The sequence below is a fragment of the Halomarina oriensis genome (assembly GCF_009791395.1).
Lineage (GTDB): Archaea > Halobacteriota > Halobacteria > Halobacteriales > Haloarculaceae > Halomarina > Halomarina oriensis.
In genome coordinates this window covers 21,122-45,775 of sequence record NZ_WSZK01000025.1, presented here as the reverse complement: position 1 = coordinate 45,775, position 24,654 = coordinate 21,122, and the positions used below count along the sequence as shown (strand labels likewise).

Annotated in this window: 29 protein-coding genes; 17 read left to right on the top strand and 12 right to left on the bottom strand. The window is 68.2% G+C overall.

The window, feature by feature from the left end; all coding sequences use genetic code 11:
- Nucleotides 1-7: 7 nt before the first annotated feature.
- A complete protein-coding gene (locus tag GQS65_RS14695; RefSeq protein ID WP_158205388.1) occupies nucleotides 8-274 on the top strand; it encodes a hypothetical protein in 267 nt (88 codons plus the stop codon).
- On the opposite strand, the gene GQS65_RS14690 is transcribed toward GQS65_RS14695, so the two are convergent.
- The 3 genes from GQS65_RS14690 to GQS65_RS14680 form a co-directional block, all read right to left on the bottom strand.
- Nucleotides 261-950 carry a metal-dependent transcriptional regulator gene (locus GQS65_RS14690; RefSeq protein WP_158205387.1) on the bottom strand — a complete coding sequence of 230 codons (690 nt, stop codon included), beginning with the start codon at nucleotides 948-950 and terminating at the stop codon, nucleotides 261-263. The genes GQS65_RS14695 and GQS65_RS14690 overlap by 14 nt on opposite strands.
- 84 nt (nucleotides 951-1,034) lie before the next feature.
- Nucleotides 1,035-2,006 carry a DUF368 domain-containing protein gene (locus GQS65_RS14685; protein ID WP_158205386.1) on the bottom strand — a complete coding sequence of 324 codons (972 nt, stop codon included), beginning with the start codon at nucleotides 2,004-2,006 and terminating at the stop codon, nucleotides 1,035-1,037.
- Entirely contained in the window at nucleotides 2,006-4,993 is a 2,988-nt protein-coding gene (locus GQS65_RS14680) for an oligosaccharyl transferase, archaeosortase A system-associated (protein WP_158205385.1), read from the bottom strand. Before GQS65_RS14680 ends, GQS65_RS14685 begins: the two co-directional genes overlap by 1 nt.
- Nucleotides 4,994-5,086: 93 nt before the next feature.
- Between GQS65_RS14680 and aglG the strand changes: the two genes are divergently transcribed.
- Together aglG and GQS65_RS14670 are read left to right on the top strand one after the other, a co-directional pair.
- Complete coding sequence (aglG, locus tag GQS65_RS14675; protein WP_158205384.1) at nucleotides 5,087-6,046, top strand: glucosyl-dolichyl phosphate glucuronosyltransferase; 960 nt, start codon at nucleotides 5,087-5,089, stop codon at nucleotides 6,044-6,046.
- 53 nt (nucleotides 6,047-6,099) lie between these two features.
- Nucleotides 6,100-6,579, top strand: coding sequence for a cupin domain-containing protein (locus tag GQS65_RS14670; protein ID WP_158205383.1), 480 nt, complete (start codon nucleotides 6,100-6,102; stop codon nucleotides 6,577-6,579).
- An 18-nt stretch (nucleotides 6,580-6,597) separates the two neighbouring features.
- Here the strand turns inward: GQS65_RS14670 and GQS65_RS14665 are convergent, their stop codons facing one another.
- Entirely contained in the window at nucleotides 6,598-7,440 is an 843-nt protein-coding gene (locus GQS65_RS14665; RefSeq protein ID WP_158205382.1) for a TrmB family transcriptional regulator, read from the bottom strand.
- A gap of 253 nt (nucleotides 7,441-7,693) precedes the next feature.
- Between GQS65_RS14665 and GQS65_RS21945 the strand changes: the two genes are divergently transcribed.
- From GQS65_RS21945 to aglJ, 4 genes are read left to right on the top strand one after another with little or no spacing between them, the layout of a single operon-like run.
- Nucleotides 7,694-7,825, top strand: coding sequence for a hypothetical protein (locus tag GQS65_RS21945; protein ID WP_267902923.1), 132 nt, complete (start codon nucleotides 7,694-7,696; stop codon nucleotides 7,823-7,825).
- A gap of 5 nt (nucleotides 7,826-7,830) precedes the next feature.
- Complete coding sequence (locus tag GQS65_RS14660; RefSeq protein ID WP_233265144.1) at nucleotides 7,831-8,292, top strand: NUDIX hydrolase N-terminal domain-containing protein; 462 nt, start codon at nucleotides 7,831-7,833, stop codon at nucleotides 8,290-8,292.
- Complete coding sequence (locus GQS65_RS21695) at nucleotides 8,223-8,435, top strand: hypothetical protein (RefSeq protein ID WP_368280232.1); 213 nt, start codon at nucleotides 8,223-8,225, stop codon at nucleotides 8,433-8,435. Before GQS65_RS14660 ends, GQS65_RS21695 begins: the two co-directional genes overlap by 70 nt.
- A gap of 50 nt (nucleotides 8,436-8,485) precedes the next feature.
- A complete protein-coding gene (gene aglJ / locus GQS65_RS14655) occupies nucleotides 8,486-9,490 on the top strand; it encodes an S-layer glycoprotein N-glycosyltransferase AglJ (protein ID WP_158205381.1) in 1,005 nt (334 codons plus the stop codon).
- 36 nt (nucleotides 9,491-9,526) lie between these two features.
- Here the strand turns inward: aglJ and GQS65_RS14650 are convergent, their stop codons facing one another.
- The 3 genes from GQS65_RS14650 to GQS65_RS14640 are packed head-to-tail and all read right to left on the bottom strand — an operon-like array spanning nucleotide 9,527 to nucleotide 10,504.
- Nucleotides 9,527-9,856, bottom strand: coding sequence for a DUF5789 family protein (locus GQS65_RS14650; protein WP_158205380.1), 330 nt, complete (start codon nucleotides 9,854-9,856; stop codon nucleotides 9,527-9,529).
- 46 nt (nucleotides 9,857-9,902) lie between these two features.
- Nucleotides 9,903-10,181, bottom strand: a complete 279-nt coding sequence (locus GQS65_RS14645; RefSeq protein WP_158205379.1) for a HalOD1 output domain-containing protein — start codon at nucleotides 10,179-10,181, stop codon at nucleotides 9,903-9,905.
- Nucleotides 10,178-10,504 (bottom strand): DUF7344 domain-containing protein, encoded by a 327-nt coding sequence (locus tag GQS65_RS14640; protein ID WP_158205378.1) that lies wholly within the window; start codon nucleotides 10,502-10,504, stop codon nucleotides 10,178-10,180. Before GQS65_RS14640 ends, GQS65_RS14645 begins: the two co-directional genes overlap by 4 nt.
- A gap of 189 nt (nucleotides 10,505-10,693) precedes the next feature.
- Between GQS65_RS14640 and GQS65_RS14635 the strand changes: the two genes are divergently transcribed.
- On the top strand, nucleotides 10,694-10,903 hold the full coding sequence (locus GQS65_RS14635) for a ribbon-helix-helix domain-containing protein (RefSeq protein ID WP_158205377.1): 210 nt from the start codon (nucleotides 10,694-10,696) through the stop codon (nucleotides 10,901-10,903).
- A gap of 10 nt (nucleotides 10,904-10,913) precedes the next feature.
- Here the strand turns inward: GQS65_RS14635 and GQS65_RS14630 are convergent, their stop codons facing one another.
- Nucleotides 10,914-11,309: a hypothetical protein gene (locus tag GQS65_RS14630; RefSeq protein WP_368280228.1), complete on the bottom strand. Its 396-nt coding sequence runs from the start codon at nucleotides 11,307-11,309 to the stop codon at nucleotides 10,914-10,916.
- A gap of 117 nt (nucleotides 11,310-11,426) precedes the next feature.
- Between GQS65_RS14630 and GQS65_RS21940 the strand changes: the two genes are divergently transcribed.
- On the top strand, nucleotides 11,427-11,558 hold the full coding sequence (locus tag GQS65_RS21940) for a hypothetical protein (protein WP_267902922.1): 132 nt from the start codon (nucleotides 11,427-11,429) through the stop codon (nucleotides 11,556-11,558).
- Here the strand turns inward: GQS65_RS21940 and GQS65_RS14625 are convergent.
- On the bottom strand, nucleotides 11,555-13,630 hold the full coding sequence (locus GQS65_RS14625; protein ID WP_199268476.1) for a hypothetical protein: 2,076 nt from the start codon (nucleotides 13,628-13,630) through the stop codon (nucleotides 11,555-11,557). The genes GQS65_RS21940 and GQS65_RS14625 overlap by 4 nt on opposite strands.
- Nucleotides 13,631-13,707: 77 nt before the next feature.
- Nucleotides 13,708-14,382, bottom strand: a complete 675-nt coding sequence (locus GQS65_RS14620; protein ID WP_158205376.1) for a hypothetical protein — start codon at nucleotides 14,380-14,382, stop codon at nucleotides 13,708-13,710.
- A gap of 104 nt (nucleotides 14,383-14,486) precedes the next feature.
- On the opposite strand from GQS65_RS14620, the gene GQS65_RS14615 reads away from it, so the two are divergent.
- Both GQS65_RS14615 and GQS65_RS14610 read left to right on the top strand, forming a co-directional pair.
- Nucleotides 14,487-15,212 (top strand): VOC family protein, encoded by a 726-nt coding sequence (locus GQS65_RS14615; RefSeq protein ID WP_158205375.1) that lies wholly within the window; start codon nucleotides 14,487-14,489, stop codon nucleotides 15,210-15,212.
- A gap of 48 nt (nucleotides 15,213-15,260) precedes the next feature.
- Nucleotides 15,261-15,749 (top strand): cupin domain-containing protein, encoded by a 489-nt coding sequence (locus GQS65_RS14610; protein ID WP_158205374.1) that lies wholly within the window; start codon nucleotides 15,261-15,263, stop codon nucleotides 15,747-15,749.
- A 9-nt stretch (nucleotides 15,750-15,758) separates the two neighbouring features.
- Here the strand turns inward: GQS65_RS14610 and GQS65_RS14605 are convergent, their stop codons facing one another.
- Nucleotides 15,759-16,052 carry a DUF5779 family protein gene (locus GQS65_RS14605; protein ID WP_158205373.1) on the bottom strand — a complete coding sequence of 98 codons (294 nt, stop codon included), beginning with the start codon at nucleotides 16,050-16,052 and terminating at the stop codon, nucleotides 15,759-15,761.
- A 563-nt stretch (nucleotides 16,053-16,615) separates the two neighbouring features.
- On the opposite strand from GQS65_RS14605, the gene GQS65_RS14600 reads away from it, so the two are divergent.
- On the top strand, nucleotides 16,616-16,891 hold the full coding sequence (locus tag GQS65_RS14600; protein ID WP_158205372.1) for a HalOD1 output domain-containing protein: 276 nt from the start codon (nucleotides 16,616-16,618) through the stop codon (nucleotides 16,889-16,891).
- An 85-nt stretch (nucleotides 16,892-16,976) separates the two neighbouring features.
- Here GQS65_RS14600 and ilvD read toward each other — a convergent pair whose 3' ends face one another.
- Complete coding sequence (gene ilvD / locus GQS65_RS14595) at nucleotides 16,977-18,704, bottom strand: dihydroxy-acid dehydratase (RefSeq protein WP_158205371.1); 1,728 nt, start codon at nucleotides 18,702-18,704, stop codon at nucleotides 16,977-16,979.
- A 350-nt stretch (nucleotides 18,705-19,054) separates the two neighbouring features.
- Between ilvD and GQS65_RS14590 the strand changes: the two genes are divergently transcribed.
- The 5 genes from GQS65_RS14590 (at nucleotide 19,055) to GQS65_RS14570 (ending at nucleotide 24,651) form a co-directional block, all read left to right on the top strand.
- Nucleotides 19,055-20,299 carry a LeuA family protein gene (locus GQS65_RS14590; protein ID WP_158205370.1) on the top strand — a complete coding sequence of 415 codons (1,245 nt, stop codon included), beginning with the start codon at nucleotides 19,055-19,057 and terminating at the stop codon, nucleotides 20,297-20,299.
- Between the two features lie 265 nt (nucleotides 20,300-20,564).
- The gene (gene ilvB / locus GQS65_RS14585) at nucleotides 20,565-22,466 is read left to right on the top strand and encodes a biosynthetic-type acetolactate synthase large subunit (RefSeq protein ID WP_158205369.1); all 1,902 of its coding nucleotides are present in this window, start codon (nucleotides 20,565-20,567) and stop codon (nucleotides 22,464-22,466) included.
- On the top strand, nucleotides 22,463-23,137 hold the full coding sequence (gene ilvN / locus GQS65_RS14580) for an acetolactate synthase small subunit (protein WP_158205368.1): 675 nt from the start codon (nucleotides 22,463-22,465) through the stop codon (nucleotides 23,135-23,137). Before ilvB ends, ilvN begins: the two co-directional genes overlap by 4 nt.
- 135 nt (nucleotides 23,138-23,272) lie before the next feature.
- A complete protein-coding gene (gene ilvC / locus GQS65_RS14575) occupies nucleotides 23,273-24,325 on the top strand; it encodes a ketol-acid reductoisomerase (protein WP_158205367.1) in 1,053 nt (350 codons plus the stop codon).
- A 2-nt stretch (nucleotides 24,326-24,327) separates the two neighbouring features.
- The gene (locus tag GQS65_RS14570) at nucleotides 24,328-24,651 is read left to right on the top strand and encodes a hypothetical protein (protein ID WP_158205366.1); all 324 of its coding nucleotides are present in this window, start codon (nucleotides 24,328-24,330) and stop codon (nucleotides 24,649-24,651) included.
- The last annotated feature ends 3 nt before the right edge of the window (nucleotides 24,652-24,654 follow it).

Here is a 24,654-nt window from a genome sequence, read left to right as displayed (position 1 = left end):
CTCGGGCGTGACGACAACTAAGGGCTTCGATGAGTTCGAGCGCCGCCGGGGTCATCTCCTCGACGGACAGTACCGTCTCGTGGATTCTCGAACGCTCCCCGCGGTCCTCGTAGCGTGCTGTCTGCTCCTCCCCGGCTGTCTCGGCGTCGGCCCTGTCGACGCGGCGACCTGCTCGGACGGCGGGGTCGTCACGAGTCTGACCGTCTCCGTCGAGAGCGGTGCGTCGGTCGCCCGTTCGCAGTCGGTCCGAGGAGTCCCGACTACTCCTGAATGACTTCGGCCTCGGGCGACACCCGGATGAGGTGGGCGACTTCGGCGGGGAGGCTCTGCTGACCGCTCGGCCCGTCGACGGTCACCATCCCGAACGGCGCGACTTCGACGACGGCGAGCGTCGCTCCCGGACTCACGCCGGCGTCGGCGAGGTAGCGCAGTTCGTCGCTCGTCCGGTGGCGGACCCGCTGGACGACGACGCGGTCACCGACGGCACACTCGTCGAGTCGGTTCCCGGGCGCGTCGTCCAGCGGCGAGAGGTCCGCTCGCGGGATGGGGTCGCCGTGGGGGTCGACGTCCGGGTCGCCGAGCACCTCGGCGATACGGGCCTCGAACGTCTCGCTGATGTGGTGTTCCAACCGGTCGGCCTCCTCGTGGACGTCCGTCCAGTCGTAGTCGAGCGCCTCGGCGAGGTACGCCTCGATGAGCCGATGGTGTCGGAGGACCTCCAGTGCGACCGTCTCACCCTCGGCCGTGAGCCGGACGCCCTTGTACTTCTCGCGGTCGACCAGTCCGCGCTCGGCGAGTTTGTCGAGCATGCTCGTCACCGTCGGCGCGGTGACGTCCAGACGCTCGGCGATGGCGGAGGTGGCGACACGCTCGGCCGACGGGTCGTCACCCGCCTCACGCTGGAGGACGTAGATGGTCTTCAGGTAGTCCTCCATCACGGCGCTGAGCATACACGGAGAGAGCGGACAGGCGGTTAAAAACGGTTCCCCTCCGAGAGGGGCGCGGCACCGACTGTCACGCCGCCGTGAGCGTCGTCACTTCACGGTCGGGGCCGGGCGCTCGTCCACGTCGCCGTCGAGGTCGATGTCCCCGGTGACGTGGTCGACGACGAGGACGACGGCCGCGCCGACGACGGCGGCGACGAGGATGCCGGCCGTCGCCGTCGGCGTCCAGACGGTGACTTCGTCGGCCACCTCGGCGGCCGGGTAGTAGAGCGCCCCGACCATCAGCGCGACGAGGAACGTCAGCGTCGCCTCGCGGTAGTGTTCGAGCGCGTAGTCGACGGCGTGGGCCACCGAGAACAGCCCCACGACTGCGCCGAGACAGAACGTCACGACGACGGTGCCGTACTCGACGACCGGGTCGACGCTCCCACCGCGGGCCACGCCGATGAGCGAATCGACGAACGACGACAGCGTCCCCGTGAGGTAGACGTACTGCCCGAACAGGAGCAGGATGAGCGACCCGGAGACGCCCGGCAGGATCATCGCCGAGATGGCGATCGCCCCGACGACGAACAGGACCGGGAGCGTACTCGGGAGCGCGTTCCCGACTACCGCCGAGACGAAGACGCCGAGCGTGACGCCGAGGACGCCCGCGAAGAGTCGCCACGAGGTACCTACGTCTATCTGGTCGCGCAACACGACGGCGCTCGCGGCGATGAGGCCGAAGAAGAACGCGAACAGCAGTGCCGGATAGGCGTGGTACGCCCACTCGACGGCCCGTGCGACCGTCACGAGCGCCGTGACGATGCCGAGACCGAGCGCCATCAGGAACGGTACGTCCATCTCGATGAGCCGTCGGCGCAGTCGCGTGCGACCGTCGGCCGTCGTCACGCCGGGCAGGAGCGCGAGCGCCTGCGGGTCGAGGTCGGCGATGGCCGTCACCAACCGACCGTAGATGCCCGTGATGAGGGCGATGGTCCCCCCCGAGACGCCCGGCACCGCGTCGGCAGCGCCCATGGCGATGCCCCGGAGGTAGATGCCGAGGTACTCGCGGACGACCATCAGGCGACCCGTGCGACGACCGTCTCCGGGGCGGCGAGCGTCGAGGCGTTCGCCGACCCGTTGCCCGAGGTGTTCGTGCCGTTCCCGGAGGCGTTCGTGTCGTTCGACGCCGAGTCGCCGGTCGTCTCGTTACCACCGTCGGGCGAGGCCGTCACGTTCGTACCGTTGCCCGACTGGTTGCCGCCGGCCTGGACGGTCCGCTCCTCTTCGAGCGTCACCTGTGTCGCCGCGTCGTCCTCCCCGAGGACCTGCCCCTCGGTCACGGTGGCGTTGGCACCGTAGATGGTCCGGGAGAGGTCCTCACCCTGGGTGACCGCGCTGAGGCGGTACTGGCCGGTCGACCGGACGCTGACGTTCGTGTGGCCGTTCTCCGGCCCGAACTCGTCGTAGCCGGTCGTCGAGTACGGCACCGTCATGGTGAACGACCCGTCCTCGCCGGTCTGGACCTGCTGGTAGTAGGTGAACCGCTCGAACTGCGTCCCGTTCTGCGTCGGAATACGCATCTGGACGCTGGCGGTCACCGTCGCGTTCGCGGGGCCGGTTCCCTCGATGGTCGCACCGTCGACGCGCTCGAACGTCTTCACCCACGGCCCGACCTGGTTGGCCTCCTCGCTGGCGTGGACGAGGCGGTACTGCTCCAGTGCGGGCACGTACTCGGTCGGGACGCCCTGGAGTCCACCGATCTGTGCGGTGGTGTCGGTCTCGACGTACTCCTGTGCGTCGGCCATCGTGGGGAAGCGCTTGATGCTCGCGTTCTGGGGGTACGGCTGGGTCTGCTGCCCGTTGACCGTGAACGCCTCGCGCTGCCAGTCGACGACGACGACCTGCCCGTTCGTCCGCGGGGAGGCAGCACTCCCGTGGAACTGGTAGAGACGCGTTCGCATCGAGTCGTAGTGCGCCTGGTTACGGATGTAGACCTGGGGCTGGGGCTGTGTGCCCTGGAAGTACTGCTGGTAGGTGAGCGTCTCGATGAGCGCGTTCTCGCCGGGGCCGGAGGCGCTGATACCGTGGTCGCCGAACGCCGTCGGCGCGGTGTACTTCTGGGAACGCGGGTCCGCGAGTTTCCAGTCTATCATGACGTACCGGCCACCCTCGCCGTCGCCGTCGCCGTCGGTAGTCAGGACGTCGGTCGCGGCCGACTCGTTCTGGGCGAGCAGGAAGTTCGCCGCCTCGTTCGAGCCCTGCTGGAACGGGTTGGCGTTCGGGATGCGGTCACCTTCGACGGTGATGAAGTGCCCGTAGTCCCACCACGACATCACGCCGTAGGTCCCCGGACCGTACTCGTAGTCCGCGGTCCGCTCGAACGTCCCGTAGTACTCCATCGGGGCGTTGTCGGCGTTCTCGGTGCCGTACTGCCCCTCGTCGGGCGTGCTGTTGGCGAGCCACTCCAGACTGCCGTCCCACTGGGTGACCTCGCCGGGCCCGTTGGACTGTGCGGACTGTGCGGACTGGAGCGGGATGCCCTCCGTCAGCGGCCCCGAGACGGCGACGAACGGGGCGACGACGACGAGGACGACGGTGAACACGACCATGACCTGCGCGGCGCTGATGCCGTCGCCCGTGCCCGTACTGCTCTGGAGTCGGGTCGCCACGACGCCGACACCGAGCGCCGTCAGCGTTGCGACGGGAACCGCGAGGTAGTACTCGAAGCGGTTCTGGGTCAGCGTCGCCAGCACCATCAGGACGAACCACGTGACCAGCAACAGCACCTCGCCACGCGGGTCGTCGTCGAGGAGGTACAGTGCGAGCGCGCCGACCGCGACGACGACCGCCACGAAGAACGTGAAGCCGTAGCGGGCGGCGAAGAACTCGCCGGCCTGTTCGAGCGGGATGGGGCGAGCCTCGTTGACCGTCCGGACCTGTGCGTTCGCGTCCAGTCCGTAGACACGGAGGAACTGGTCGACGAAGTAGCCGAACGTGTCGGGGACCGCGAGCCACGCGACGAGTGCGACGAGCGCGATGGCACCGACGATAGCTCCGGGGAACACCGTCGAGGCGTCGGAGCGACCCTCGACGGCACGCGAGAGGCCGACGATGGCGGCCAGACCGACGGCGAGGCCGAGGAAGGCGACCGGCTGGAGGAGCGAGAAGTCCGAGGCCGAGAAGGCGAACTCGCTGACCTTCACCGCCGAGAGGAGGGCGGCCACGAGGGACATGACGATCCCCGCGATAGCGACGTGTTCGGGGCTGTGGCCCTTGAGGAAGACGAAGACGGCGTGGACGAGGAAGAACAGGCCGAGCACGGAGACGAAGAACACGGCGGGCGGCCACACCCAGACGTACAGTCCGAGGGCGACCCCGGCGAGCACCGAGTAGACGACCGTCGAACGGAGCGTGCCCCACTCGCGGGCGCGGAACTGCTCGTAGACGGGCAGGTCACGCTGGGCGACGCTGACCGCGACCATCACGCCGAGGACGGCGAGGACCTGGAACAGCACTTCGGCGATGTGGTGGTCCGAGAAGCCGACGAGACTTCGGAACAGGAACGCGCCGGGCGTCAGCGCCAGGACGAGGACGGCGATGACCCCACCGAGTTTGCCGCCGAAGCGGCGGGCGATGAAGTACGCCGGGATGGCGACGAGCGTCCCGAGGACGGCGGGGGCGAACAGGAGGGCCATCGTCGTCGCCTGGTCCTGGGGCATGAACAGGCCGAGGACGAGCGCACCGAGTGCGACCAGTTGGTCGAACAGCGTCCCGAACTGGCCGGAGGCGGTGCCGGTCGGGAAGTTCGTCCACGGGTCGAACGGCATGGTGAACGGGAAGTTCTGGACCGTGTAACTCGTCTGTCGGAGGTGGTACCAGGCGTCGTTCCCCCGGAACAGGAACTCGCCGTTCGACGAGAAGTTCTCCCACGTCTTCACCCGGTTCCACAGCATGAACGCGAGAAGCAGGGCGACCGCAGGGATGTGATACAGCTCCCGGACACGGCCGAGGACGGAGTCCGCGTCGAACGTCAGCCCGTCCTCACGCTCCGTTGGCTGACTCATTGGTTGTCAGAACGGCAAAACCCGCATAAGCCTTTTGACCTCGTGTCGGGGTGAATGGAAAACACCTTCCCACGGGACGATGCAGGGGCCTCTATGCGAGTCTCGGTCGTCGTCTGTACACACGCCACGAAGCGGTACCCGGACCTGCGAGAGGCGGTCGAGAGCGTCCTCGCCAGCGACTACCGGGACCGGGAAGTGGTCGTCGTCAGCGACGGGAGCGAGGCCGTCTACGAACGGGCAGTCGACGACTTCGGCGACCACGACGAGGTGGTCGTTCACCGCCACGAACCGAACTCGGGGCTGCTCACGGTCCGGAACGTCGGTGCGGCCCTCGCCACCGGCGACGTCGTGGCGTTCGTCGACGACGACGCACTCGTCGCCGAGGACTGGCTCACCGAACTCGTCGCCGTCTACGAGGGCAGCCTCTGGCCGTGGTCGAGTGCGGTCGACGGTGGCGAAAACGAGGTGCTCGCCGCGGGCGGCAGGATGGTCCCGAAGTGGGTCGCCGGTGAACCCGCGTTCCTCCCGGCGGAGTTCTACTGGCTCGTCGGCGTCACCCACCGCGGGTTCGCCGAGACGCCGGGTGAGGTCCGCAACACGTTCGGCTCCAACATCTCGTTTCGCGCGGACGTGTTCGAGGAGTTGGGCGGATTCGACACGAACGTCGGCGGCCGGAAGGGCGACAGACACCTCCAAGGCGGCGAGACGGAACTCTGTGCCCGCCTCCGCGAGCGGTACGGCGTCGGCGTCGAGTACAACCCCGATGCGGAGGTGGCACACAAGATATTCGACTACCGGACCGACCCCGCGTGGCTCGTCAAGCGGGCGTTCTGGCAGGGCTACTCGAAACGCGGGATGGAGGTGTTCGTCCCCGAGTCGACCGGAGAGGAAGACGAGTTCCTCGCCGACCTGCTGTTCCGGTTCGTCCCGTCGCGCGTGCGCGGACTCGTCGAGGAGTTCTCGACGGCCAAACTGCTCCAGTTGGTGATGCTGTTCGTGCTGACCGGTGCTGTGGGGCTGGGCTATCTCTACGGCCTGCTCAAGTGGCGCTGAGCGACCGCCCACCGTCACCACAGGACTAACTCGCTCGTCGGCGAGCACCAGCCATGGGTGTCGTGAACGAGGACGACCTCGACTGGACCGACCTCGACGAAGGGAACGCGCGGTTCCGACGAAAGCAGCTCGGAGCGGCCGCCGACGGGCGTGATCTGGGCTGTAGCCTGTTCGAACTCGCGCCCGGCGACGGGGCGTGGCCGTACCACTACCACACCGCCAACGAGGAGGCGCTGTACGTCCTCTCCGGCGAGGGGACGCTCAGACTCGACGGCGAGACGCACACCGTCGCTGCGGGCGACTACGCCGCGTTCCCGGCCGACGAGTCCGGTGGGCACAAGGTCGTCAACGACGGCGACGAACCGCTCCGCTACCTGTTGCTGTCGACGATGAACGACCCGGACGTCGCGGTCTACCCCGACTCGGGGAAGTTCGGCGTCTTCGTCGGTGCGCCGCCGGGGCGACGGGGCGAGCGGAGTCTCCACGGCTACTACCGACTCGCCGACGACGTGGACTACTGGGACGGGGAGTGACCAGCCACGGGCGGCGAGTCACTCTTCGACCGTCTCGACGCCCTCGCTCTCGTACTCCCACGTCAGGTCGAAGAAGCGACCGAGGCCGGCGACGAACGCGCCGTTCTCGGTGATGGCCGCCTGTCGGAGGTGGTTGGGGACGTCGTCCTCCTGAACGAGCAGGATGGCCTCGCCGCCCTCGTAGGAGAACGTCGGGTCCGCGAACGTCCCCCGCCACGGGAGCTGTTCCGTCGAGAACCGGACCGCGACGTCGTGGTCGGTGAGTCGTTCGACGACCGTCCCCTGTCGCTCGCGCTCGTCGCTCGACAGCCGGTCGGGGTGGAGGAGGAGCACCTCCACCGTGACGTCACGTTCGAGCGCGGCGGTCAGCGCCGGTTCGATGGTGTGGAAGTACTCGAACCCCTTCGAGAGGATACAGACCCGGTCGCCCGCCTCGCGGTAGATGCGGCGCGTCTCGCGTTCGGAGGGGTCGCCCACGTCGACGACGTGGAACAGTTCCTCGGTGGCGGTGATGTCCTCGCCGGCCGCCTCGAACCGTGGCTGGAACTCGGCGAGAAACGACTCGCGTTCGGTCTCGACGGCCTGGACGAACGATTCGAGTTCCTGCCGGCGGTTCTCCTCGGCCCGGTCGAGGATGGCTGCGGGGTCGTGGGGCTGGTAGTGTTTCGGTCGGCCGGGGATGATCTTGACGTAGCCCTGGTCGGCCAGCGAGTCCAGGACGCCGTAGACACGTGCCTTCGGGATACCGGTCGCCTCGGCGAGGTTCGGAGCGGTCGTCCGACCGAGCGTCAGCAGCTCGATGAGTGCGGTCTGCTCGTACTCGGTCAGGCCGAGGCGCTCGAAGACGTCCGTCTCGCTCATACTGGGACTGTCCCGTACTGGGTGGTAAAACCGCCGGTGACGCGGGCGACGGCGAGCAGCGTCGTCCCCGGAGAGCGACCGTCCTCACACGAGGCGAGGAGCCCCGTCGGTCCGGACGGCGGTGCTCAGGGGCCGATTCGGCCGTCTTCGCGGTCGACCCGGCAGGAGCAGGGCTGTCTGCCCCTCCGCTCCTCCGACCGACACCCGAAGAGATTTATACGTCGGACCTGAGTTACTCAGATAGCGAGTAACCATGAGCGACACTACGAAGACGGCTGACGAAGACCGGGCGCATCTCGAGGGCGTCGAGGACGGGTGTGGCTGTGCCGAAATCATGGACCACCTCTCGGAGCAGCGTGCTGCCGCGGCCACCGACGACGACTGACGGGGATGGCCGACCGGTCACCCCGTCCGCTTCTCGCCCTCCTCGACGAACTCCAGATCGTCGCGCGCAACGGCCTCACCTACGGCGACGACCCACACGACCACTACGACCGTGAGCGCTACGAGCGCATCCTCCACGTCGTGAGCGAGGCGTACGCCCGCGGTCTGGACCTCCCTGCCGACGAGGTGCGTGACCGCCTCACCGCCGAGGAGTTCGGTCACGTGACGCCGAAGGTCGGCGCGACGGCCGTCGTCACCGACGACGACGGGCGAGTCCTGCTCATCGAGCGACCCGAGAGCGGCGCGTGGGCGCTGCCGGGCGGTCACGCCGCGTCCGGCGAGACCCCCGAAGAGAAGAGACGGTCCGTCGGGAGGTCGAAGAGGAGACGGGCCTCGTCGTGCGACCGACCGATCTGGTCGCCGCACCGTACATCGACGCGCCGGCGTACGGGCCACACGGGGCGGTGACGCTCCTCTATCGCTGTGTCGTCGTCGACGGGGAACTCCGACCGAGTCACGAGAGCGTGCGCGTCGCCTACCGGGACCCCGAGACGGTCGACTCGTGGTTCGGCGACCACGCGTCGTACGTCGAGCGGGCGGTCGGTCGGTGAGCGCCGGCCGGCAGCTTTTTCAGCGCGTACGGACGATTTCTCGCAACGAGATGACCAACACCGACGTGTGCGTACTCGTCCCGACGCTCGACGAGGCCGAGACCATCGGCCCCGTCATCGACGGGTTCGTCGAGCAGGGGTTCGAGAACGTCCTCGTCGTCGACGGTGGGTCGACCGACGGCACCAGGGACCTCGCCCGCGAGCGTGGTGCACGGGTCATCGAACAGAGCGGCGAGGGGAAAGGTCAGGCCGTCCGCGAGGCGTTCGACTACGTCGACGTGCCGTACGTGCTGATGCTCGACGGCGACATGACCTACGACCCGGCGGACGCCCCGAAGATGCTCGAACCGCTGTTCGAGGGCCGGGCCGACCACGTCATCGGCGACCGGTTCGCCGACATGCACGACGGCGCGATGCCCCGCCTCAACCAGTTCGGCAACCGGGTCATCAACAGCGCGTTCGCCACCATCCACGGCCGGAACCTCGGGGACATCCTCAGTGGCTACCGCGCGTTCACGCTCGACTCGATTCGCCGCATCGAACTCGAATCCGACGGGTTCACCATCGAGACCGAACTCGCCGTCGAGTGCGTCAAACACGGCGTCCGGACCGCCGTCGTCCCCGTCTCCTACCACCCGCGTCCGGACGACTCCGACACGAACCTCCACCCGGTCAAGGACGGCGGCCGCATCATCTTCGCGCTGTACAGTCTGGCGAAACTCAACAACCCGCTGTTCTACTTCGGGAGCGTCGGTGTCATCAGTGCGCTCGTCGGCGTCGGCATCGGCGCGTGGGTCGGCTACGAGTGGTGGGTCGTCGGCATCTCCCACCAGGTCTACGCCGTCGTCGCCGGCGTCGCCATCCTGCTGGGCGCACAACTACTGATGTTCGCCGTCCTCTCGGACATGATCGTCGCGGTCAACCGCGAGCAGACCCACCGTCTGGAGGCGGTCGCCGACCGGCTACAGGACGACCGTACCCGCGGCCAGCCGACCGCACGGTCGTACGACGCCCTCGACGAGACGGAAGAACGGGAACTCCGCGCCGAGGACTGAGCGCCCCGGCGTAACCGGACGACGGACTGCGGCCGGTCAGAACGGGACGAGCGACCGGAGTCGTCCGACCAGCCCCGTCCGGTTCGTCAGGCGGGCCTCCTCGAACACCGGGTGGAGCGCGTTGAGCAGCGCCTGTTCGTTCGAGAACTCCTGGTCGGGAACGTCCGCGAGCGCCTCCCCCACCGTCATCGTCCGTCCAGAGGCGTCGTAGGGGACGGCGACGTCGCCGACCGCCTCACGGACGGCCGCGGTGTCCGCCGGGAAGGCGAGGTCCGACCGGTCGAGGCGGGCGTCGAGGGCCGCGATACCGAACGCGACGTTGTCCGGCTCGTCGTCGATGTCGTCCGTCGGTGGCCGTGCTCTCATTACGCCCCACTAACGTCGACAGGACCGAAAACCCTGCGACTGACTCTCACTGCTCGGCGGAGAGTCGGACGGTCCCGCTCCCCGTGACGACGACCCGGAACCCGCCGTAGCGAAACCGAACCGTCGTCTCGGCCGTCTCTCGGAAGACGGCGTCGAGCGCGTCCGGGTCCAGCGTGGCCGCGAGCGGGGTCATCGTCGTCGGCGATGCGTTGGTAGCGACCGCGACCGCTCGGACGACGGCGACGCTCGGCCGGTCGGCGGAGGGGTCGAACGAGGCCGTCAGTTCGACCGGCACGTCGTCGCTGGCGTCGGCCGCGTCCGTCACAACCAGTTCGGCGGGAGGTGGCCGGGGTTCTCCGCGAGCAGTTCGAGGAGCGGCCGAATCGACTCGTAGCGGTCCCCGCGGTGGACGAACCCACCGTCTCGGTCCCAGTCGACGACGTCCGCCTCGTCCAGTTTCGGGAGGTGGACGTGGTGGAGTTCGACGGCCGGACAGTCGTCACCGAGCAGTGTCGTCTCCGGGTCGACGATGTCGTCGTCGAGCAACGAGACCAGCACTCGACGGCGGTGGACGTCGGTGAGTAGCGCGAGCGCTTCGTCGGTCGTCGGTGTCGTGACAGCTTCGCTGTCGGCGTTCGTTGCGAGCATGGTGACGGAACGCGTGTGAACCGTGTGATGCGGTCCGTCTGTAGGAAGGACCAGAGGTCGGTCCGAACCAGGTCGGTTCGAACGCACAGTGTGTAATTTCGGTTCCACGTGAACGTGGCGGCTCCCGACAGAAAAAGCTGGTGCCAGCCGACCACAAACCGATAAGCGGCTTCGTGCTGTGGAGTGGTTATGACCGAGTACACGACCGTCTCGATTCCGAAGGACCTCGCCGTGCGCGTCGAGGAGACCATCGAAGGCACCAGTTTCTCCTCGACGAGCGACCTCGTTCGGTTCCTGTTGCGGAGTATCGTCATCCAGCACCAGCGCGAGGGGCAGTTGAGCGAAGCGGAGTTCGAGGAGATAGCCAACCAGTTGCGGGACCTCGGCTACCTGCAGTAGCGACGACCGGTCAGGCGACCGATTCGGACGGTGGCACCGCGTCGACGACGTCGACGGGGAGGCGCGTCCCCGACCGGTCGAACGCTCGAAGCTCCTCCCACGGCGGGACTCCGACGAACACGACCTCGTGGAGGTCGTCGGTCCGCTTGAGGCGGTCGTTACCGTCGGGATGGGAGACGAACCGCCCCTGAGTGCGCGGACTGGCGAGGTCCATCCCGAACACCGCACGGACCGACCCGCCCGCGTCGGGGTGGTAGAAGTGCGTGAACACGGGCGTGTCGGGATCGAGGTCCACGTCGAGTGCCTCGGCGTCCGTGACGGTCAACCCGACGGTCACCACCTGCGGGTCACGGTCGCCGGCCATCGAGAGCAACAGTTCGACGAGCCCAGTCGTGATGTAGACCACGCCGTACCCACGCTTCGGACCGCCATGAGCGCGTCGGCCGCGGACGAGGTGGTGGTTTTCTGATGTAAAGACTGTTACAATATATTTATCAACGTCGAACACAACCGAACTGACACGATGGAGAGCAAACAGCTCAAATCGTTCCTCGAGTCGCACCCGAAACTGATGGAGTACGCCTTCGCCGGCACGATGGCCGCGGGCACTATCGGCGTGGAGATGTCCACGATAGCGGCGAACAACGGCCCTTAGAACCAGTCTCGGGGGAGCTCTTCGCTCCATCTCCACTCGTCGTCGACTCTGACCGGGCAGGAACTGATATCGAGCAGCGAGCGGATGTCTCGTCCGCTCGCCGAGTACGTCGGCGTCTCGTTCCCGGCGAGGATGCTGTCGGTGTACCCCTCCAGCACCGGCGTTCCGAGACTCCCCATCCCGTAGAGCCGGTTCGGGTAGAACTGGAACGACACCTCGTACGTCTCGCGGTCGCCCCCTCCGTCCGGCCGATTCTCGAAGTACATTATCGACGTCGAACCGGCCTCCGACTGCGCGATTTCGGTGTTCCCGTCCCCGACGACGAGGTACTGCGCGCCGAAGAGGCTCTCGTCGCTAGCGACGCTGAGTGCGGCCTGGAGCGGGAACCCGGCGTTGAGCATCCGGGTTAGCATCCGACCGACGGCGGTCGCACCGGTGTTGACCACGTCTGCGACGGTGACGATGCCCCCGACGGCACCGGCGTCGATGAGCGCCATCCCCTGCTGGTAGGACGTACAGGCGTTGAGGAAGAACGCGTCGACGCCGACGTCGTCCAGCGTCGTGGCGTCGAGGTGGCCGTCGGGACAGCGAAAGCCCGCGTCGTCGATGTGGCCGATGTAGTGGAGGAAGTCGACGTCGGCGGCGAACACCTCGGCGAGTCGGTCCGTCGTCAGGTCACGGTGGACGGTGACGTCGAACGGGAGCGAGTCCCGTGAGCCGTAGACGTCGCTGGCCGTCTCGTGTTCGTCGAGCATCGTGTCGTCGTTGCAGATGACGGCCAGCGAGAGGTCCCCCTCCGTCGGTTCCTGCCGGAGTCGGTTCCGGAACGCGGCGGCGGTCACCTTGCTCGCGCCGACCGGAACGTCCGGGCCGACCCACGCCTGTTCGAGCGAGTCCGTCGGTTCGGGACGGACGAGTCGTGGGGTCGGTGGCGAAGAGAACGACCGGGTCGTGCGCTCTCGCATGAACGAGTCGATAGCCGTCGACTGTGCTTCGGCGGGCGTCACCTCCCGAGCGTCCGGCGTCCGGATGAGCGAGAGGTCGTCGAGGAGGAACGGGAGCGTCTCCAGGTTCGCGGCGACCGGTTCCACGTGGCTGGTCAGCTTCCACGTCGGCATGTGTGGTTCGAGCGTGTCGTAGGGGACCGCGAGGTACTCCCGAAGCTGTTCGGCGAGCGGTCGGTCGTACACCGCCGAGAGGTCGAACGGCAGCGCGGATTCGACCATCTTCCGCTCCTGGAGTTCGACCGGGTAGTACCCCTCGGTCCGCACGACGCAGTCGAGAAACAGCACCTGCTTCAGGACGCGTTCGACGGTCGACTCGAACCCGTTCGGGCCGTCCAGCGCGTACTCGAACTCGTCGGCGACGAGTCGTGGGTCGTCGCCCGGTTCGACCGAGGCAGCGAGGTAGTACGCCAGCGGCGTCACCGGGTAGACGGCGTCGAGCGTCGGTGGCACCTCGATGGTGACCCCGGAGTCCGGCCTGTCCAGTCCGTCGGGAATCGACAGTTCGTCGCCGAGTTGGATGCCGGGCGGGTGGCCTCTGAGCGTCGGAAACGACCGTTCGGGGGAGGTCGTCTTCAACGCCGACCCGAGGTGGGAGACGGCGGCCATCACGTCGTGTGGGTCCGTCGTGGTCGTGATGGTCGTCGCGGGCCGTTCGTGGTACGACCGGGCACCGAGCAGTACCTCGACGTCACGGCCGAACGTGAGCGAGGTCCGGTTGCCGTCGGCGTCGATGGTGAGCGGCCCCTCGACCCGGAGGTAGAGCTTGATGGGCGAGCAGAGTTCGACGCTGTACTCGCCGGCGGGGAGGTCGTGGGTCTCGAAGTGCCGCATCCCGTGGACGACGGCTCCCGTCTCGTCTCTGACGTAGGTCTCGACGACCTCCGGGTAGGAGAGTTCGGCGACGTCGACGGAGACGGCGGTGTCGACCGGTGCGGCGAAGTGCTCGTCAGCGACCGGACGAGGCGTCACCGGTCGGTCGGCGAAGAGGTCACAGCGACGACGCTCGATACGGTCCCGGACGCGGAGCTGCCCGTCCGGGCCGCGTTCGATTCGCACGAACGTCACGGTGTGGTCCTCCGCCGACACGGTGCCCCTGACATAGATACCGGAACCTATCGATGTGCGAACGAAAAGGCTTCGCCTCAGTCGAGCATGCCGCGGAGCGCGCCGAGATACGCCTTCGGCGCGCGGCGTCGGGAGCCCTCGATGGCGTCGCGGACGGCGTTCGAAGCCCGGTCCGTAACGCCGGCTCCGTGGCCGACGCGCAGTCGCTCGACGTCGAACCGGGCGAGGTCACGCGGTGGCGTCATCCGCAGCATCGGGTGGACGCCGACCCGCTCGTCGCCGGCCCTGAAGTACGTCGCCGTCCCGAGCGCTTCCGGGACGACCAGCGTGCGCTCGTCGGGGTGATAGAGGTACGCCTCCCGCCAGACGGGGGTGTCGTAGAGTTCGTGGACCTCGTAGCCGGTCGTCCCGAGTTCCGACCCGAGGTCCTCGACCGTGGCCCGGTAGTTCGAGTCGATGGAGTCCATCCACCGCGGCCGGTAGACGGGGACGTCGTGGCGACGGGCGATGGTGTCGGCGTCGCGGTTGTGTCGGTCGAGCAGGACGACACAGCCGGCGACGTCCCCGAACTCGGCCAGGAGGTCGTCGAGTCCGTCGGCGTCGACGGGGTCGACCAGGTAGACGCCCTCCTCGGTCGCCAGCGCGTGACTCGCTCGTTGCATGTCCTCGTCGGGGAACGCGAGCCACCCGACACCGCCCGCTGAGCGGTCTATCTCGGCGAGCGTCGGTGTGCCAGAGCCTTTCATCGGCATACGTCGACACACGGTCGCTCGGCGTATAAACGGTGACGACGAGACAGAACGCTGGACGGTCGGACGAGGTCGGCAGTTATTACCGCGCGGACCGACCTGGGAGTATGCTGTCGCTCCGCTGGCTCGCACTCGAAGCGAAGTACCTCGACCGGATGGGCGAGTTCTACGACGCGCACCTCGACCTCCGGACCGAGCGGACCGGGGACGAACTCCGCTGTTCGGTCGGCGAGACGACGCTCGTGTTCCGCCGGCCGACGGGCGTCCCTCGCGGCGGCGTCCACACCCACTACGCCTTCTCGACGCCGTTCGACCGGTACGACGAGTGGTACGAACGGCTCTCCTCGCGGTTCGACCTCGAAGAGCACCGCTTCGGCGAGGCGCGCTCGCTGTACTTCTACGATCCGTCGGGCAACTGCGTCGAAATCGGACAGGTCGAACGGGAGTCGGCCGGCGGGTCGGAGACGACGGGCGGGTCGGGCGGAGCGTCGGCCGACGCCCTCACCGGCGTCTTCGAGGTGGTCCTCGAAGTCGAGGACCTCGACCGAGCGGTGGCGTTCTACACCGACCTCGGGTTCGAGGTGGTCGACGAGGGAGCGAACCGCCGCCGAGTCCGCCTCACCGCCGGCCCGTTCGACCTCGAACTGTGGGAACCGCACCTCGGCATCGCCGACGCGCGTGGTGGGGTGCACGTCGACCTGGGTGTCGGTGTCGCGGACCCGACCGCCACCGCCGAGCGAGTGCGTTCGCTCGCCGTCGACGTCCGCCCCGTGGAGGACGGGCTCCGGGTTCGTGACCCCGACGGCCACTACGTCACGCTCGTGGAGGAGTGAGCCAGGGCCGGGCCGACCGATTTACGTCTCGCACGCTTCGGGGGCCCCATGGGCTACGAGCACGTCCGTGTCGACGAGTTGCCCGACGCGCCGAACCCGACCCGCCACAAGAAGGAGGTCGACGAAGCGGTGGATGCGACCGCGTTCGGCTTCAACGTCCTCACTGCCGACCCCGGTGAGCAGTTGCCGTGGGGCTACCACCGTCACCCCGACCACGAGGAACTGTTCTACGTGATTTCGGGAACCGTCGCCTTCGAGACGCCCGACCGTGAGTACCGGGTCGATGCCGGGACGGCGTTCTTCGTCGAACCCGACTCACCACAGAAGGGGGTCGCGGTCGGTCCGGACCCCGCCGTCGTCGTCGCCACTGGCGCACCGAAGCGTAGCGACGACACGACCGTCGAGGAGGAGTGTCCGGCCTGTGGCGAGACGACGGACCGAACCCACGAAGAAGCCGTCGAGGACGGCCGGCGCGTCTATCGACTGCGCTGTACGGACTGTGGCGAACAGGTCGGGACGCTCAGGCCGGGGCCGTAGGCGACCCACTCAGTCCAGTCGGTCGGTGTCGATGAGGACGCCGGGTGGCGAGACGATGAGGAACCCCCGGAAGTGGACGAGGTGCCCGCCCATGTCGCGGACGTCGCGGGCGAACCCGGCGGCGAGTTCGCGGAGTTCGCCGTCGACCGAGAGTACCAGCACCGCGCCGTTGCGGACGAGTCGCTGCCACTCCGCCGCTCCCGTCTCGCCGTCGAGGATACCGAGGACGATCTCGCCGCTGGCCGCCTCGTCGTCGGAGATCTCGCGCTCGACCGCGCCGAGGTCGAGTTCGAAGTTGCCCATGCCTGTCGGTTCGCGGGCGGGGGTAAAAAGCTGCGCTCGTTCGACCGACGTCGGTCCCACCCACCCCACTGTCCTCACCGGATACCCGTCCGAGTCCCCCTGAGCCGTACCGGGCACACATACATATTTGATTGCAATACTGTTCCGAAACTCTATATGTATCGAACCACTGGTACGTATCGATGGTCACAGACCGGTGGGTCGTTCGGTGCCTCGACTGCGATTTCCGGGCCGAGGCCCCGAACCGGTCCCTCGCAGAGGGGTTCAGTGAGGTACACGAGTCCGCCAGCGGACACGAGACGACCTTGAGACGGCCCCACACTGACGACTCCTGACTCGGTTCGGGACGGCGACACGGCCCCCACGCCTGCCGCCAGAGGCCTCCGGACACCCGGTGACGGCGACTCCTCGGAAACGCCGAGCGGTCTCGGCCGGAACCGTCGCCTTCCGACACTGTATTTGGGTCATGTTTGTTTGGGTCAATTTTATTGGAAGCATTAATGTAGCTATGACATGACGTGTCGCAATGTAGTTGTATGTCGAGAGACGATACGGCGCCGACGGTGGAAGATTCGGTCTCGTACCGGGAACGGGCCGGCAGCGACGTCCACCTCGGCACCGCTATCGTCGAGGCCGTCGCGGAGACGGACGACTGTGCCATCGAGGAGGTCGACGAACTGCTCGGTGAGGCCATCGACGTGGACGCGCTCGAACGACTCTACCGCCGCCCGGTCGCCGAGGAGGCCCCGTACGGCTACCTCCGATTCACGTACTGCGGCTACGAAGTAGAGGTCCACACCGACCGAACCATCGTCCTCCGTGCGACCGACCGGTCCTGAGGGGAAGCCCCACCGACCGGTGGCACGAACTTCGGGTCGTACCGCCGGGGTTCTAGTCGTCGCGTCGGAGGTCGCCGCCGAGGTTCTAGTCGTCGCGCACGCCCGGATTCGTCACCGCGCCCTCCGCGGCGGATCCGAACGTCGCCGCGTACTTCGCCAGCACGCCGTTCGTGTAGTTCGGCTCCGGTCGCTCCCACGCCTCACGTCGCTCCGCGAGTCGCTCGTCATCGAGGTCGACCGATAGCTCTCGGGCGTCCACGTCGATGGTCACGACGTCGCCGTCTTCGAGCAGGCCGATTGGACCGCCGACGAACGCCTCGGGGGCGACGTGCCCGATGGAGAAGCCCCGCGTCGCCCCCGAGAACCGGCCGTCGGTGAACAGCGCGACGTCCTCGGCGTGGTCCTGGCCCGCGACGGCGGCGGTGACGCCGAGCATCTCGCGCATCCCCGGCCCGCCGCGTGGCCCCTCGTTGCGGATACACAGCACGTCGCCGCTCTCGAGGTGACCCTCCTGGACGTAGCGCATCGCCGCCTCCTCGCGCTCGAACACTCTGACCGGTCCCTCGTGGCGCAGGTCGCCCTTCCCCGTCACCTTCAGCACCGCACCGTCGGGCGCGAGGTTGCCCGTCAGGATACGAATCGCACCCTGTTCGCTGAAGGGGTCGGAGACGGGCCGGAGGAAGTCCGCGTCCGACCCCTCGGACCCGTCGAGTCCCAGATGGTCCAGTTCCTCCGCGATGGTCCGCCCGGTGACGGTCATCGCCTCGCCGTCGATCAGGTCCGCGTCGAGCAGGCGCTTCAAGACGACGGGGACGCCCCCGACGTCGTGGAGGTCCTTCATCACCCGAGAGCCGCCGGGTTGGAGGTTCGCTATCTTCGGCGTCGTCCGCGATATCTCGTCGAACGTCTCGATGGAGAGGTCGACGCCGGCCTCCGCCGCCAGTGCGAGCAGGTGGAGGACGGCGTTGGTCGACCCGCCCATCGCCACCTGGAGCGCGATGGCGTTCTCGAACGAGGACGTCGAGAGGATTTCGGAGGGGGTGCGGCCTTCCTCGACGCACTCCAGTACGAGTTCGCCAGCGCGACGGGCGGTGTCGAGTCGCTCCTCGCTCTCGGCGGGGGGCGAGGCGCTCCCGAGCGGTGCGAACCCGAGCGCCTCCGAGATGGACGCCATCGTGTTCGCGGTGAACATCCCGCCACAGGAGCCAGCGCCGGGACAGGCGCTGCGTTCGAGGTCGTCGAGTTCCTCACGGCTCATCTCGCCCGAAGCGTACGTGCCGACGCCCTCGAAGACGTTCTGGACCGTCACCTCACGACCCTCGTGCTCGCCGGGGAGGATGGACCCCCCGTAGAGGAACACCGACGGCAGGTCCGTCCGGATGGCCGCCATCATCATGCCGGGGAGGTTCTTGTCACAGCCAGCGAGGGTCACCAGCGCGTCCATCCGCTCGCCGAACGAGACCAGTTCGACCGAGTCCGCGATGACCTCCCGCGAGACGAGGGAGGCCTTCATCCCCTCCGTTCCCATCGAGATGGCGTCGGAGATGGTGATGGTGCCGAACTCGATGGGCATCCCGCCGGCCTCGTCCACCGCGTCGTAGGCCGCGTCGGCCACGTCGTCGAGGTGGACGTTACACGGCGTGATGTCGGCCGCGGGGTTGGCGAGGCCGACCATCGGCGCGTCGAAGTCCGCGTCGTCGTACCCCATCGCCCGGAACATCGCCCGGTGGGGTGCTCGTTCCGGCCCCTGTGTCACCTCGGCGCTTCGGAGACGCTTCTCGCTCCCGCCACCGTCTGTGCTATCGCCACTCATACGAACCCTCACCGCCCGCGTGCTCTTGAACCCCCACAGTGGGGCAGGTGTTGCACCCTTCTGCGGGACCGGCCGGTCGTGACTCGGCCACCGTGGGCCGCCGAGGTGTCCGAGTGCGGTGCGCGCGAGCCGCTGATGGACACCGACTGGCCGACTCGGCGTCGACTCCCGGCAAGCCCTGCACCGACCGCGCTGCCGTACCACACGGGAGACGTGGATACGCCTTCAGGTCCACCAAGGACGTATTAGGCCGCGCCGGGTTGCGATTCTCCCGACTCGTGCCGATTTCTGGACGAGTGTAAGGTTCGCCGCCGGAGCAACCCTTATTACTGGTCGGTCGTTTGCGAGGGATGCAATGTCACACACGACGGAGGATACGTCGGAGACCCCGGCGGGTCGAGTTCTTCGACGGTACGCTGAGAACTTCTGCTGAGTTCGGAGCCGCACGGATTTTCGACACCACGCTGCGAGACGGCGAGCAGTCGCCACGCACCTCGTTCTCGTACGACGACAAGCGCGACATAGCGGCGCTACTGGACGCGATGGGCGTCCACGTCGTCGAGGCGGGGTTCCCGGTGAACTCCGACGCCGAGTTCGCCGCGGTACGCGACATCGCCGAGAGTGCATCGGGGAACACGGACGTCTGCGGGTTGGCCCGCGTGGTCGACGCGGACGTGGAGGCGGCGCTCGACGCGAACGTCGACGTCGTCCACGTCTTCGCGTCGACCAGCGACGTCCAACTGGCGGACTCGATGCACGCCACGCGCGAGGAGGTGGTCGAACGCTCCGTGGACGCCGTCGAGCGCGTCCGCGAAGCGGGTGCCGAGGTGATGTTCTCGCCGATGGACGCCACCCGGACGGCCCCCGACTTCCTGCGGGAGGTCGTCGGGACCGTCACCGAGGCGGGCGTCGACTGGGTGAACATCCCGGACACCTGTGGGGTGGCCACACCGGCGCGGTTCGCCACGCTCGTCGAGCAGTTCACGGAGTGGACCGACGCACGCATCGACGTCCACACGCACGACGACTTCGGCCTCGCCAGCGCGAACGCGCTGGCGGGCTTCGAGGCGGGCGCGGCCCAGGCGCAGGTGTCGGTCAACGGCATCGGCGAGCGGGCGGGCAACGCCGCCTTCGAGGAAGTCGTGATGGCCGTCGAGTCCATCCACGGCGTCGACACCGGTATCGACACGACGCGTATCACCGAGTTGGCCCGGATGGTCGAGGAGAAGAGCGCCGTACCGGTGCCGGCGAACAAGCCGGTCGTCGGCGCGAACGCGTTCGCGCACGAGTCGGGCATCCACGCCGCGGGCGTCATCGAGAACGCCGCGACGTTCGAACCCGGCGTCATGACCCCCGAGATGGTCGGCGCGGAACGCGAACTGGTGATGGGCAAACACACCGGGACCCACTCGGTCCGCGAACGCCTGCGCGAGGTCGGTTACGACCCGACCGACGAGCAGGTCCACGCGGTCACCCGGAAGGTCAAGGACTGCGGCGCGGCCAAAGAGCGCGTCACCGACGAGCGGTTCGTCGAGTTCGCCGAGTCGGTCGGCGTCGACCGCGCCCGCGAGACGGTCACGGAGGGGACGCGCTGATGGCCCGCGAGACGGTTCGCACGTCCGGCGAGCGACGGCTCACGCCGACTCGTCGCGCGGCCGGCGAAACTTGCCCGCCTACAAACGGTTATCACCGTGCGCTCGTAGGGCACGGTAATGACGCACACTCGGGGCACCGACTCGCCCGCGGTGAGCGTCGCGCTCGTGATTATTGTAGGGGTCTAGCCCCTACTGCACCCTCTCCTCAGACCACGTCCGCACCGTACTCCGACCGAGCGACCAGCACGACACACGACAGCGAGCAATGAGCGAGCGCACGAGCACATCCAACGAACAACGGTATCGACGACGCACAGACGGGGAGGCGACGGAGCCACCCGGAGAGACCACCGCGGCGACGGAACGGGAGCCACCGACCGACGCCGAGGCCGCCGAGACGACGTCCACCGAACCCACGGACTCGACCGGCGATGACGAACCGGCCGACACTGCGGTCGGGGCCCGGCCTACGGGCGCACAGGCAACGGTCGCCGCCCTCGAAGCGGCGGGCGTCGAACACGTCTTCGGCGTGCAGGGCGGGGCCATCATGCCCGTCTACGACGCGCTGTACGACGCCGACCCGTACCACGTCACGATGGCCCACGAGCAGGGGGCGGCCCACGCCGCCGACGCCTACGGGCAGGTGACCGGCCGACCGGGGGTCTGCATGGCCACCTCCGGACCGGGGGCGACGAACCTCGTCACCGGCATCGCGGACGCGAACATGGACTCCGACCCGATGGTCGCGCTGACGGGGCAGGTGCCGACCGAGTTCGTCGGCAACGACGCGTTCCAGGAGACCGACACCGTCGGCGTCACGCGTCCCATCACGAAGACGAACTTCTTCGCCGGCGAGGCCGACACCGTCGGCGCGACGGTCGGCGAGGCGCTCGCCATCGCGGCGAGCGGTCGCCCCGGCCCGACGCTCGTCGACCTGCCGAAGGACGTGACGACGGGCGAGACGACCCGGCGACCACAACCGGCCGACGAGCCGGTGACCGAGGACCCGCCCGCGGCCGACGAGGAAAGCGTCGCGCGGGCCGCACGAGCGCTCGCCGAGGCCGACCGGCCACTGATTCTCTCGGGCGGCGGTGTGACGAAGGGTGACGCGAGCGCGGAACTGCGTGCGTTCGCCACCGAGTTCGGTATCCCCGTCACGACGACGATGCCCGGCATCGGGACGTTCCCGGAGGACGAGGACCTCTCGCTGTCGTGGGCCGGGATGCACGGAACGGGCTACGCCAACATGGCCATCAGCCACACCGACTGCCTGCTCGCCGTCGGGACGCGCTTCGACGACCGCCTCACCGGCGGTATCGAGACGTTCGCGCCCGACGCGGAGGTCGTCCACGTCGACATCGACCCTGCAGAGATTTCGAAGAACGTCCACGCCGATTACCCGCTGGTCGGCGACGCGGGGACCGTCCTCGACCAGCTCGACGCGGCGCTGCCCGACGCCTTCGAGACGGCGGGACGGTCCCCGGACGACTACGAGGAGTGGCGGCAGTCCTGCACCGACTGGAAGGCGGAGTACCCGCTGACGTACGCCACGCCCGACGACGAACCGCTCAAACCGCAGTTCGTCGTGGAGGCGACGGACGAACTGACGCCCGACGACACGCTCGTCACGACGGGCGTCGGCCAGCACCAGATGTGGGCCGCGCAGTTCTGGACGTACACCGAGCCACGGACCTACATCTCCTCACACGGCCTCGGGACGATGGGCTACGGTCTGCCGGCCGCCATCGGCGCGAAGGTGGCCGCCCCGGACCGCGACGTCGTGTGTTTCGACGGCGACGGGAGCTTCCTCATGACGCTACAGGAACTCGCCGTCGCGGTCCGCGAGAACCTCGACATCACCGTCGTCGTGCTGAACAACGAGGCCATCGGGATGGTCCGGCAGTGGCAGGACGCCTTCTTCGAGGGCCGCCGGATGGCCTCGGAGTACCCGTGGGTGCCCGACTTCGCGTCGCTCGCCGAAGCGTTCGGCGCGAAGGGGTTCACGCTGAGCGAGTACGACGACACCGCCGACACGCTCCGGGCGGCCATCGAGTACGACGGTCCGAGCGTCGTCGACGCGCACGTCGACCCCGCGGAGAACGTCTACCCGATGGTGCCCAGCGGCGGCGACAACTGCCAGTTCGCCCTCTCGGAGGACCAGCTATGAGCCAGCAGGGGTCTCCCGAACGGCCGAACACGGCCCCCAGGGCGACCGGTCAGCACCCCGAGCAGCGTGACCGGCCCGCCGGACGGCGCTCCTCACAGGGTATCCGCATCGACCCGCAGGCCGAAGCGACCCACGAACCGCGACGGACGACCATCTCGGCGCTCGTGCGCCACGAACCGGGCGTCCTCGCGGAGGTGTCGGGACTGGTGAGTCGCCGGCAGTTCAACATCGAGTCGCTCACCGTGGGGTCGACGACCAACCCCGAGACGGCGCGCATCACGCTCGTCATCGACGAACCCGAACCCGGCGTCCGGCAGGTCGAACGCCAGTTGGCGAAACTGCGCCCCGTCATCTCCGTCGGCGAGTTGGACGACGACGAGGTGCGCCGAGAACTGGTCGTCCTGAAGGTCCACGGCGACCGGCCGGGCGACGTGCGGGCCGTCACCGAGATGTACGACGGGACGACCCTCGACGCCGGGCCACGGACCATCACGGTCGAGATAACGGGCGACGAGCAGACCATCGACGACGCCATCGACGCGTTCGCGCAGTTCGGCATCCGTGAACTCGCCCGCACCGGCCACACCGCGCTGGCCCGTGGCGCGACGTGGACGACCCCGGACGAACAGGAGCGCTACGAGAAACAGCGCGGTTCGGAGGGAGCACAGTGACCGAGAACCGCACGGATACGAACGGGGAGCGCGAGCGCGGAACTCTCGCAGGGAGTCGGCAACACTGCTGCCGGCGACGAGTGCGACCCGTGAGCGGCCCCGTGAAGACGACTTCGACAGACGGCAACACCGACGATGACTGACAACCACATCTACTACGACGACGACGCATCGGACGAGCACATCGAGGAGAAGACCGTGGCCGTCCTCGGCTACGGGAGCCAGGGCCACGCCCACGCGCTCAACCTCGCGGACAGCGATATCGACGTGGTCGTGGGCCTGCGCGAGGGGTCCTCGTCACGCGCCGCGGCCGAAGACGACGGCCTCCGGGTAGCGACGCCCACCGAGGCCGCCGACGAGGCCGACCTCGTGGCGATGCTCGTCCCCGACACCGTCCAGCCGGCCGTGTTCGCCGACATCGAACCGCACCTCGACGACGGCGACACCCTGCTGTTCGCACACGGGTTCAACGTCCACTACGGGCAGATAGAGCCCCCCGAGAACGTCGACGTGTCGATGGTCGCCCCCAAGTCGCCGGGCCACCTCGTGCGCCGGAACTTCGAGGCCGGCGAGGGGACGCCCGGTCTGCTCGCCATCTACCGGGATGCGACCGGTGACGCCCGCGACGAGGGACTCGCGTACGCGCAAGCCATCGGCTGTACTCGTGCCGGTGTGGTCGAGACGACGTTCCGCGAGGAGACCGAGACCGACCTGTTCGGCGAGCAGGCGGTGCTCTGTGGCGGCGTCACGGAACTCATCAAGGCGGGTTACGAGACGCTCGTCGACGCCGGCTACAGCCGCGAGATGGCGTACTTCGAGTGCATGAACGAACTGAAGCTCATCGTCGACCTGCTCTACGAGGGCGGCCTCGGCGAGATGTGGGACTCGGTGAGCGACACCGCCGAGTACGGCGGCCTCACTCGCGGGGAGGTGGTCGTCGACGACCACGCCCGCGAGCGGATGGAGCAGGTCCTCGAAGAGGTCCAGAACGGCGAGTTCGCCCGCGAGTGGATCACCGAGAACCAGGCCGGGCGGCCGGCCTACACCCAGCGCCGTACCGCCGAGAAGAACCACGACATCGAGGACGTGGGCGCGGAACTCCGCGCGCTGTTCGCGTGGGGCGAGAACGGCGGGACGAACGACGGGAACGAGGAGGCCGACGCGCCACCGGCACCAGCCAACGACTGACCATGACCGAACACACGACACGAGACGGCCGACGAGACGACGAGCATCGAGCGCGCCACCGACCGACACTCGGCGACCTCTCCCACACCAACCCACGGACCGGCGAGCGCTTCGGTGACGCGATGGTCTACCACCGTGGCCCGACGGTCGCCGCCGACGGCGGGACCGAACGGGTCGAGGAGGGCGAGCCTACCGAGGCGGACGACGAGACACTCTCCGACGTCGAACACACGCCACCGCGGGACGCCGCCGACGCGAACGGGGTCCACGAACGCGGCGGCGAACACGACGAGGAGCAGTCGGACGACGCCGACGAACAGGTATGACTG

Coding starts and splice junctions, on each gene's coding strand:
- GQS65_RS14690 (WP_158205387.1), bottom strand. CDS start 950: ATGCTCAGCGCCGTGATGGAGGACTACCTGAAGACCATCTACGTCCTC.
- GQS65_RS14685 (WP_158205386.1), bottom strand. CDS start 2,006: ATGGTCGTCCGCGAGTACCTCGGCATCTACCTCCGGGGCATCGCCATG.
- GQS65_RS14680 (WP_158205385.1), bottom strand. CDS start 4,993: ATGAGTCAGCCAACGGAGCGTGAGGACGGGCTGACGTTCGACGCGGAC.
- aglG (WP_158205384.1), top strand. CDS start 5,087: ATGCGAGTCTCGGTCGTCGTCTGTACACACGCCACGAAGCGGTACCCG.
- GQS65_RS14670 (WP_158205383.1), top strand. CDS start 6,100: ATGGGTGTCGTGAACGAGGACGACCTCGACTGGACCGACCTCGACGAA.
- GQS65_RS14665 (WP_158205382.1), bottom strand. CDS start 7,440: ATGAGCGAGACGGACGTCTTCGAGCGCCTCGGCCTGACCGAGTACGAG.
- GQS65_RS21945 (WP_267902923.1), top strand. CDS start 7,694: ATGAGCGACACTACGAAGACGGCTGACGAAGACCGGGCGCATCTCGAG.
- GQS65_RS14660 (WP_233265144.1), top strand. CDS start 7,831: ATGGCCGACCGGTCACCCCGTCCGCTTCTCGCCCTCCTCGACGAACTC.
- aglJ (WP_158205381.1), top strand. CDS start 8,486: ATGACCAACACCGACGTGTGCGTACTCGTCCCGACGCTCGACGAGGCC.
- GQS65_RS14650 (WP_158205380.1), bottom strand. CDS start 9,856: ATGAGAGCACGGCCACCGACGGACGACATCGACGACGAGCCGGACAAC.
- GQS65_RS14640 (WP_158205378.1), bottom strand. CDS start 10,504: ATGCTCGCAACGAACGCCGACAGCGAAGCTGTCACGACACCGACGACC.
- GQS65_RS14635 (WP_158205377.1), top strand. CDS start 10,694: ATGACCGAGTACACGACCGTCTCGATTCCGAAGGACCTCGCCGTGCGC.
- GQS65_RS21940 (WP_267902922.1), top strand. CDS start 11,427: ATGGAGAGCAAACAGCTCAAATCGTTCCTCGAGTCGCACCCGAAACTG.
- GQS65_RS14620 (WP_158205376.1), bottom strand. CDS start 14,382: ATGCCGATGAAAGGCTCTGGCACACCGACGCTCGCCGAGATAGACCGC.
- GQS65_RS14615 (WP_158205375.1), top strand. CDS start 14,487: ATGCTGTCGCTCCGCTGGCTCGCACTCGAAGCGAAGTACCTCGACCGG.
- GQS65_RS14610 (WP_158205374.1), top strand. CDS start 15,261: ATGGGCTACGAGCACGTCCGTGTCGACGAGTTGCCCGACGCGCCGAAC.
- GQS65_RS14605 (WP_158205373.1), bottom strand. CDS start 16,052: ATGGGCAACTTCGAACTCGACCTCGGCGCGGTCGAGCGCGAGATCTCC.
- ilvD (WP_158205371.1), bottom strand. CDS start 18,704: ATGAGTGGCGATAGCACAGACGGTGGCGGGAGCGAGAAGCGTCTCCGA.
- GQS65_RS14590 (WP_158205370.1), top strand. CDS start 19,055: ATGCAATGTCACACACGACGGAGGATACGTCGGAGACCCCGGCGGGTC.
- ilvB (WP_158205369.1), top strand. CDS start 20,565: ATGAGCGAGCGCACGAGCACATCCAACGAACAACGGTATCGACGACGC.
- ilvN (WP_158205368.1), top strand. CDS start 22,463: ATGAGCCAGCAGGGGTCTCCCGAACGGCCGAACACGGCCCCCAGGGCG.
- ilvC (WP_158205367.1), top strand. CDS start 23,273: ATGACTGACAACCACATCTACTACGACGACGACGCATCGGACGAGCAC.
- GQS65_RS14570 (WP_158205366.1), top strand. CDS start 24,328: ATGACCGAACACACGACACGAGACGGCCGACGAGACGACGAGCATCGA.